Source organism: Streptomyces sp. AF1A (assembly GCF_047340315.1).
Classification (GTDB): domain Bacteria; phylum Actinomycetota; class Actinomycetes; order Streptomycetales; family Streptomycetaceae; genus Streptomyces.
Genome location: NZ_JBLEBI010000253.1, coordinates 1 through 7,619, shown reverse-complemented (window position 1 = coordinate 7,619; position 7,619 = coordinate 1). Strand labels below are relative to the sequence as shown.

6 protein-coding genes are annotated in these 7,619 nt (G+C 69.6%); 2 read left to right on the top strand and 4 right to left on the bottom strand.

What is annotated here, in order from left to right:
• Positions 1 to 85: 85 nt before the first annotated feature.
• Entirely contained in the window at positions 86 to 2,899 is a 2,814-nt protein-coding gene (secA, locus tag ACLU3S_RS34570) for a preprotein translocase subunit SecA (RefSeq protein WP_413955932.1), read from the bottom strand.
• Between the two features lie 255 nt (positions 2,900 to 3,154).
• On the opposite strand from secA, the gene ACLU3S_RS34565 reads away from it, so the two are divergent.
• Together ACLU3S_RS34565 and ACLU3S_RS34560 are read left to right on the top strand one after the other, a co-directional pair.
• Positions 3,155 to 3,727: a GNAT family N-acetyltransferase gene (locus ACLU3S_RS34565; protein WP_413955931.1), complete on the top strand. Its 573-nt coding sequence runs from the start codon at positions 3,155 to 3,157 to the stop codon at positions 3,725 to 3,727.
• A 49-nt stretch (positions 3,728 to 3,776) separates the two neighbouring features.
• Complete coding sequence (locus ACLU3S_RS34560) at positions 3,777 to 4,952, top strand: winged helix-turn-helix domain-containing protein (protein WP_413955930.1); 1,176 nt, start codon at positions 3,777 to 3,779, stop codon at positions 4,950 to 4,952.
• A 31-nt stretch (positions 4,953 to 4,983) separates the two neighbouring features.
• On the opposite strand, the gene ACLU3S_RS34555 is transcribed toward ACLU3S_RS34560, so the two are convergent.
• The 3 genes from ACLU3S_RS34555 to ACLU3S_RS34545 all read right to left on the bottom strand — a co-directional run.
• The gene (locus ACLU3S_RS34555; protein WP_413955929.1) at positions 4,984 to 5,733 is read right to left on the bottom strand and encodes a response regulator; all 750 of its coding nucleotides are present in this window, start codon (positions 5,731 to 5,733) and stop codon (positions 4,984 to 4,986) included.
• A gap of 204 nt (positions 5,734 to 5,937) precedes the next feature.
• A complete protein-coding gene (gene hpf / locus ACLU3S_RS34550; RefSeq protein ID WP_413955928.1) occupies positions 5,938 to 6,630 on the bottom strand; it encodes a ribosome hibernation-promoting factor, HPF/YfiA family in 693 nt (230 codons plus the stop codon).
• Positions 6,631 to 6,942: 312 nt separating this feature from the next.
• Positions 6,943 to 7,619: ComF family protein (locus tag ACLU3S_RS34545; RefSeq protein WP_413955927.1), on the bottom strand; the 677-nt coding region annotated here is incomplete at its 5' end.

Below are 7,619 nucleotides of genomic sequence, written 5' to 3'. Positions count from 1 at the left end.
GAGGAGACCCGGCCCTTCGGCTGGACGGGAGCAGGCGCCCGCTGCCTGGTACGACAGCGCCTGCTCGGCCCTGCTCGCCTGATTCCTACTTCTTGCGGCGGCGCCCGCCGCCCTTGGCCTGCCGGCGCCGCTCGGCGCGCGTCAGCCCGTCCGACTCCGAGCGCACGGGCTCGCCGTCCTCCAGGTCGCGTTCGAGGATGCCGCCCTCGCCGTCCACCGTCGGCGCGGAGAAGTGCAGATCGCGCCGCTGCGGAACGTCCAGCCCCTTGGCGCGGATCTCCGGGCGGGCACCCGCCTGCGCCGGCACCGCGTCCTGGACGCCCTCGCCCACGGGCTGGGCCTCCTCGACCGGCACCTCCTCGACCTGCTGCTCGACCTGGACCTCCAGGTTGAACAGGTAGCCGACGGACTCCTCCTTGATGCCCTCCATCATCGCGGTGAACATGTCGAAGCCCTCGCGCTGGTACTCGACCAGCGGGTCCTTCTGCGCCATCGCGCGCAGGCCGATGCCCTCCTGGAGGTAGTCCATCTCGTAGAGGTGCTCGCGCCACTTGCGGTCGAGGACCGACAGCACGACCCGGCGCTCCAGCTCACGCATGATCTCGGAGCCGAGCTGGGCCTCGCGGGCCTCGTACTGCTCGTGGATGTCCTCCTTGATGGACTCGGAGATGAACTCGGCGGTCAGACCGGCACGGTCGCCGGCCGCCTCCTCCAGCTCCTCGATGGTGATCTTCACCGGGTACAGCTGCCTGAAGGCGCCCCACAGCCGGTCCAGGTCCCAGTCCTCGGGGAAGCCTTCGGCGGTCTCCGCGGCGACATACGCGTCGATCGTGTCGTCCATGAAGTGCTGCACCTGCTCGTGCAGGTCCTCGCCCTCCAGGACGCGGCGGCGCTCGCCGTAGATGACCTCGCGCTGCCGGTTGAGCACCTCGTCGTACTTCAGGACGTTCTTGCGGGTCTCGAAGTTCTGCTGCTCGACCTGCGACTGCGCGGACGCGATCGCGCGGGTGACCATCTTGTTCTCGATCGGCACGTCGTCCGGCACATTCGCCATGGCCATCACGCGCTCGACCATCTGGGCCTTGAACAGGCGCATCAGGTCGTCGCCGAGGGACAGGTAGAAGCGGGACTCGCCCGGGTCGCCCTGACGGCCGGAGCGGCCGCGCAGCTGGTTGTCGATGCGCCGCGACTCGTGGCGCTCGGTGCCGAGGACGTAGAGGCCGCCGAGCTCCTCGACCTCCTCCTTCTCCGCCTTGACGGCCTGCTCGGCCTTCTCCAGGGCGGCGGGCAGGGCGGCGGCCCACTCCTCGATGTGCTCCTCGGGGTCGAGGCCGCGCTGGCGCAGCTCCGCCTCGGCGAGGTCCTCGGGGTTGCCGCCGAGCTTGATGTCCGTACCGCGGCCGGCCATGTTGGTGGCGACCGTCACGGCGCCCTTGCGGCCGGCCTGGGCGACGATCTGCGCCTCGCGCTCGTGGTGCTTGGCGTTGAGCACCTCGTGCTGGATGCCGCGCTTGCTCAGCTGCTGCGAGAGATACTCCGACTTCTCGACGGACGTCGTGCCGACGAGGATCGGCTGGCCCTTCTCGTGCTTCTCGGCGATGTCGTCGACGACCGCCTCGAACTTGGCCACCTCGGTGCGGTAGATCAGGTCCGACTGGTCCTTGCGGATCATCGGCCTGTTGGTCGGGATCGGGACCACGCCGAGCTTGTAGATCTGGTGGAACTCGGCGGCCTCGGTCATCGCCGTACCGGTCATGCCGGAGAGCTTGTTGTAGAGGCGGAAGAAGTTCTGCAGGGTGATCGTGGCGAGCGTCTGGTTCTCGTCCTTGATGTCCACCCCTTCCTTCGCCTCGATCGCCTGGTGCATGCCCTCGTTGTAGCGGCGGCCGGCGAGGATACGGCCGGTGTGCTCGTCGACGATCATGACCTCGCCGTCGATGACGACGTAGTCCTTGTCGCGCTTGAAGAGCTCCTTGGCCTTGATGGCGTTGTTCAGGTAGCCCACGAGCGGGGTGTTCACCGACTCGTAGAGGTTGTCGATGCCCAGCCAGTCCTCGACCTTGGTGACGCCGGACTCGTGGATGGCGACCGTGCGCTTCTTCTCGTCGACGTCGTAGTCACCGGTCTCCTCGATGCCCTTGAGCGGGTTGCCGGCCTCGCCGCGCTTGAGGCGGGTGACCAGCTTGGCGAAGTCGCCGTACCACTTGGTGGCCTGGTCGGCCGGGCCGGAGATGATCAGCGGCGTACGGGCCTCGTCGATGAGGATGGAGTCGACCTCGTCGACGATGGCGAAGTTGTGGCCGCGCTGCACCAGCTCGTCCTTCGACCACGCCATGTTGTCGCGCAGGTAGTCGAAGCCGAACTCGTTGTTCGTGCCGTAGGTGATGTCGCACGCGTACATCTCGCGGCGCTGGGCCGGTGTCATGCTGGCGAGGATGCAGCCGACGTTCAGGCCCAGGAACTTGTGGACGCGGCCCATCATCTCGGAGTCGCGCTCGGCCAGGTAGTCGTTGACCGTGACGATGTGCACGCCGTCGCCGGACAGCGCGTTCAGATACGCGGGCAGCGTGCCGACGAGCGTCTTGCCCTCACCGGTCTTCATCTCGGCCACATAGCCGAGGTGGAGCGCGGCACCGCCCATCAGCTGCACGTCGTAGTGGCGCTGGCCGAGGACGCGCTTGGCGGCCTCACGGACGGTGGCGAACGCCTCGGGGAGCAGGTCGTCCAGGCTCTCACCGTCGGCGTACCGCTGCTTGTACTCCTCGGTGAGGGCCCGCAGCTCGGCGTCGGAGAGGTTCACGAAGTCCTCTTCGATGGAGTTGACCTGGTCCGCGATGCGGTGCAGCTTGCGCAGGATCTTGCCTTCGCCTGCACGCATGATCTTCGAGAGGACGGACACGGGGGCTGGTCTCCTTGCCGGTCGGGCCTGGGACGGTCGGTTTTCCAATGTGACGTACTGAGCAACGGCCATCGTATGCGAGGACCCGGCCGCGCCGGGAGGGCCTGGCCGCCAGGCCGCCGCTCCACCCGGGACAACGCATGGGCCATCCGGATAGTGCCGCATCGGCGCAAGGAATTGTGCGAAATGTGATCGGCCGCTCACAGGTCGCGAAAAAGGATGGCCTCCCCGGGGCGACCCGAGCAGAATCGGTCGATGGAACCCGTCACGCTCACCACCGACCGACTTCTGCTGCGAGCCGTCGGACCGGAGGACACCGACGCGGTGTACGCGGCCGCCCAGGACCCCGACATCCAGCGCTGGACCACGATCCCCTCCCCCTATCTGCCGGAGCACGCCCGCGGCTTCACGCAGGAGCTGGTCCCGGACGGCTGGGCGCAGGGCTCGATGTTCACGTTCGGGATCTTCCTCGCGGGCGGGGAGCTGGCCGGCATGCTCGGCCTCACGATGCGCGGACCGGGCGTGGCCGAGGTCGGCTTCTGGGCGGCCAAGGAACACCGCGGCCGCGGCTACGTCACGGAGGCCACGCTCACCTCCTGCCGGTGGATCTTCACCGCGCTGGGCGTCGACCGCGTCGAGTGGCGCGCCGAGGTCGGCAACCACGCCTCCCGCGCGGTGGCCGAACGCGCGGGCTTCACCGTCGAGGGCACCCTGCGCTCCGCGCTCAACAACAAGGGGATACGGCGCGACAGCTGGGTCGGCTCGCTGCTCCCCTCGGACCTCGGCCTGCCTTCCGCGGCCCCGTACCTGCCCGCCCGCGGCCAGTGACTCGGCAGCTCGGCGCGGGTTGTCAGTGGCACCCTCTATCGTCCGAGGCATGACGACCCTTCCGCGCCCGACGACCACTCTCACCGCGGACGACGCCCGCCGTATCGCCCTGCGGGCCCAGGGCTTCCTCGGTGCGCCGGACCGGCGCGCCGGCGTCCGCGGGATACTGCGCCACCTCGGCGCGGTGCAGCTCGACACGATCTCGGTCCTGGCGCGCTCCCACGAACTGGTGCCGTACTCGAGGCTCGGCGCGGTCGGCCGCAAGACCGTCGAGGACGCCTACTGGAAGGGCGCCCACGCGTTCGAGTACTGGTCGCACGCGGCGTGCATCCTCCCCATTGAGGAGTGGCCGCACTTCGCCTTCCGCCGCCGCGCCTACCGGGACCGCCCGCACTGGAACCACCAGCTCCCCGACGGCGCCTACGACCAGGTCATCAAGCAACTGCGGACGGAGGGCCCGCTGACCGCCACGGAGCTGGGCGGCGCCAAGAGGACCAGCGAGTGGTGGGACTGGTCCGGCACCAAGGTCGCGGTGGAGCGGGCGCTGATGTACGGCGAGGTGGTGTGCGTGGAGCGGCGCGGCTGGAAGCGGGTGTACGACCTCGCCGAGCGCGCCGTCCCGGCCGCGCTGCTGCACGACGGGCTGGACGACACCGAGTGCCTGCGCCGCCTGGTCCGGCTGGCCGGGGAGTCCCTGGGGGTCGGCACCCGCGCGGACATAGCGGACTACCACCGCCTCAAGGGTGAGCAGGTCGACGCGGTGATCGCCGATTCGGGTCTGGTGCCGGTGGAGGTCGAGGGCTGGGGCAAGCCGGCCTGGGCGGATCCGGCGGCCCTGGCGACGCCGCCGCGCGGCCGCCACCGCACCACGCTGCTGTCGCCGTTCGACTCGCTGATCTGGGAGCGGGCGCGCACGGAGCGGATCTTTGGCTTCACCCACCGTCTGGAGGCCTACGTCCCGAAGCCCAAGCGGGTGTACGGCTATTTCGCGATGCCGGTGCTCGCGGGTGGCCGGCTGGTCGGGCGGGTCGACCCGGCGCGCGAGGGCCGCACCCTGGTGGCCAGGCAGGTCACCCTGGACGGGCCGAAGGCGGTCCCGGCGGTGGCCCAGGCGCTGATCGAGGCCGCGACCTGGGTGAACTGCACGGACGTCCGCGTGGAGCGCGTGGACGACGCCGCTCTGCGCGAGCCCCTGACGAGGGAACTCGCGCGCGCCCTCGGCTAGCACCGACGCCGGGGCCACCCGCCCGGTCCGGCTACCGGATCTCCAGGATCTTCTCCCGCATCGCGTAGACCACGGCCTCCATCCTGGAGTGCAGCTGCAGTTTCTCCAGGATGTTGCGCACGTGGTTCTTCACGGTGTTCTCGGAGATGTACAGCTCCTTGGCGATGTCCCGGTTGTTCATCCCGGTGGCGACGAGCTTGAGGACTTCCAGCTCGCGGTCGGTCAGCCGGGGCGCGGGCACCAGCCGGCGCTCGTCGGTGCGCTGGATCATCGACTTGAACTCGGTGAGGAGCTTCGACGCCATGGACGGGCTGATCTGCGACTGCCCGTCGGCGACCGCGCGGATGGCCGTGGCCACCTCATCGGTGGAGATCTCCTTGAGGAGGTATCCGGTCGCACCCGCCTTGATCGCCTCGTAGAGGTCGGCCTCCTCATCGCTGATCGTCAGCATGATGATCTTCGCGCTGGGGGCGACCTCCTTGATCGAGGTGCACGCCTCGATCCCCCCGCGCCTGGGCATGCGGACATCCATCAGCACGATGTCGGGCAGCAGGTCGGCGGCCTTGTCGACGGCCTCGGCGCCGTCGCCCGCCTCCCCGACGACCTGGATGTCCTCCTCGGCCGCCAGCACGATCTCCAGGCCGCGCCGGAAGAGGGCGTGATCGTCCACCACCAGGACTCTGATCGGCTCCTTGCGTGGAGCGTCCGCGTCCTGGGCCATGCCGATGACGCTGTCGTCCTCGGCGCCCTCGTCCCGCATCGGTCCGAAGGTGTCCGCCATCGTTCCTCCCCCTGAAGGCTGTGGCCTGTAGTCCTGCGCCATCGCCAACCCAAGGCAGCGGCCCACCGGTTGGGCCGGTGCGGCCATGATTTCATGCCCGGGCGACACCGGGGTGACGTGCGGGGCGCGAAGTGGTCGCACACCGGTGCCCCTGGGGGCGCACACGCACTCCAGGGGCACCGGGTCAGCTTCGGTCGGGACGGGTCAGCCGCCCAGCGTGCCCCCTGCCGCGGGGGGCTGCGCCTCGGCGACCATCTCGTCCGTGCGGAGGTGGATCACTCCGTAGTCGTAGGCGTGTCGCCGGTAGACGACGCTCGGCTCCTTCGTCTCGGAGTCGACGAACAGATAGAAGTCGTGGCCGACCAGTTCCATCTCGTACAGGGCCTGGTCCAGGCTCATCGGGGAGGCGACGTGGGTCTTCTCGCGGACGACGAGGGGGCCTTCACCCTTGACCTCAAGCGAGCCCATCTTCTTGGTCGGCACGCCGTCCGCCTCCTCCTCCGCGACGGGGAGGCCGTTCCCGTTCAGCGTCGCCGCGCCGGGGACGTGGTCGGGAACCTCCGCCGCCGAGATCCGGCGTGCGCCACGGCGCGAGAACCGCTTGTCGTGCTGCTTGCGCAGCCGCGCATCCAGCTTCTCCGCCGCCAGGTCGAGTGCCGCGTACGGATCGCTGGCCGCCGCCTCCGCCCGGATCACCGGACCGCGGGAGCGGAGCGTGATCTCCACTCGGTCGCAACGGTCGGCCTGTCGGGGGTTGGGCTCCTTGGACACCTCGACGTCGAGGCTGATCACCTTGGCATCGAGCCTCTGGATCTTCTCCAGCTTCAGCTTCTCGGCCACGTGCTTGCGGAACCGCTCGGGCACCTCGGTCTTGCGGCCCTTGACGACGATGTCCACGCAGAACTCCGTTCCCGGATCGCTCCGCCGCTTCGGCGGAGCATCTCCCTTTTGCACCAGGCCCGGTGAGCACCGGAACCTCGGACTCGGTGACTTCCACCTCCTCCTCCCCCATGGGCGAGATCTCCACCCCACCGCCGCGGGTGATTGCAAAAAACCGGCAGCAGCGCATTCGCATATGGAGGTGTGGCCTGCGCCTTTCCTCACAACCGAACATATCTCGCCCGGACGGATGTCGTCACCCTCTACCGCCGCATACCTCCGTTCAGGTGAATTGAGGCGCGCGCCGCCTGCAACGATGCAAGTCAGCAGTCAGTTCCCGTTTATTTCGAAAGAATCCCGCGGAGCAGCGATCACTGCCGCACGGAGCGTCTGACCAAGGGCGTTCACCGCCGCCTTTTCCGGTGCACCATGCACCCAATTACCCCTCTCCGATCGCGCTCCGATCCGTCGTTCTCCCCTTCCTTCCCGAGTTACGGCTCCGTACACGACTCTTCTCACGCCACCTTCCCCCTCATCCGTTTGCCCGCGCCTCTCGTGGCGCGCCGCGGTCGCCTCCCGCAGGGCCCGCGCCGCCTCCGCGAGAGTGGCACCCGTGGTGATCAGGTCGTCGACGAGGACGACCCACCCCGCGGCGAGCAGCCGGCCACCGCCCGCCGTCACCTCCAGCGCACCCGCGAGGTTCTCCGAACGCCGCCGCGCGTCCAGCCCCGCCTGGTCCGCCACCCGCCGGCGCTGGCGCAGCACGGCCGCCACCCGGGCCGAAGTCCCGGTGCGCCGCAGCTCCCCGGCCGCCGCGAGGGCCATCCGCCGCACCGGGTCGTGGCCGCGTGCCCGCACGGCCCACCGGGCGGAGGGCACGGGCACGAGCAGCACGGTCCCGGAAGGCCCCGGCCCGTTGGAACCGCCGCCGGCGCCGGTCCCGCCGAGTCCCGCCCGCACCACCCCCGCCAGTGCCGACCCGAGCGCTCCCGTGAGCGTCAGCGCGC